The organism is Corallococcus sp. CA054B (assembly GCF_003611625.1).
GTDB classification, from domain to species: domain Bacteria; phylum Myxococcota; class Myxococcia; order Myxococcales; family Myxococcaceae; genus Corallococcus; species Corallococcus coralloides.
In genome coordinates, this window is the sequence record NZ_RAVY01000407.1 from 1 (window position 1) to 1,033 (window position 1,033).

A 1,033-nucleotide genomic window follows, 5' to 3' on the forward strand; every position below is an offset into this window, starting at 1 on the left:
CGTCGATGCGCTGGACCCCCTTGCGGCCACTCTTCACGTTCACGTGATGAATGACGTTCTCGTAGAAGCGCAGGTCCCGCCCGGGCTGGATGGCCTGCCGGTAGATGCGCGCGGCGATGGGCTCCAGTCGCTCTCCCGGACGGACCTGATAGAGCGTCGCCGCGGGCTCCGGCAGCTGGGTCGTGATGCGCAAGGTCTGGAGATAGCCTTGCAACAGGTATCCCCCCACCACGGTGGAGACGTAGGACCAGCCAGGTGCCTGGGCGTGGTCCCGGATGACGCTCACCCGCGTGCCCGGAGGCAGGGGCGCCGGAGTCAGACAGGTGGAGCCCTTCATCTCCGCGGGGAGCGTCCGGAGGTTGGCGCCATCACCCTGGTCGATGAACCCAAACTGAATCGTCATGTGCCCCCCAGTCTCGGGACTGAGAGGATTCAGCCACGGGGGCCAGGAGTGAAGGACCGGCCGGGTGGGGATGAACGGGTGACCCGGCGGCGGCTCACACCTTCAGGCTGGGGCGCTCCTTTGAGCGGGCGTCCTCGCCTGACGCCATCTTCCCCGCGCGCTCGGGCCGCCGCCCGCCGCTGCCCATCAGCGTGTCCATCCACCGGTTGCTGATGCCGAAGTTGCGGTCCGGCGTCGCGAAGTGGTGCGCCATGTGGTGCGCGCGCAGCGCCCTGCCCCAGGCCGTGCGCGGCGTGCGGTGGTGCGTGGCCCAGTGGAGGGTGTCGTAGGTCACGTAGCCCCAGACGATGCCCACGAAGTACGGGAGCATCTCCGCCGGACGGCCCACCCACCACAGCGACACCCCGATGAGCGAGGACAGCGGGATGGTGACGATGAGCGGCATCACCAGGCGCTGGGAGTCGTCCGGGTACTTGTGGTGGTAGCCGTGGGCAATCTCATGCACCCGCCGGGTGAGCGGGCCTTTGCCCTCCCAGTGGAAGAAGAACCGGTGGATGCCGTACTCCATGACGACCCACGTCAGCAGGCCCAGCGGGATGAACAACAGGGCCCGCCCCACCGTCGTCCGTC

Annotated in this window: 2 protein-coding genes; both read right to left on the reverse strand. The window is 68.4% G+C overall.

Features of this window, described 5'->3' with window-relative positions:
• The coding region (locus D7V80_RS41040; RefSeq protein WP_120593154.1) for a hypothetical protein at positions 1 to 403 on the reverse strand (403 nt) is incomplete at its 3' end.
• 94 nt (positions 404 to 497) lie between these two features.
• A partial coding sequence (locus D7V80_RS41045) for a sterol desaturase family protein (protein WP_120593155.1) occupies positions 498 to 1,033 on the reverse strand: 536 nt, incomplete at its 5' end.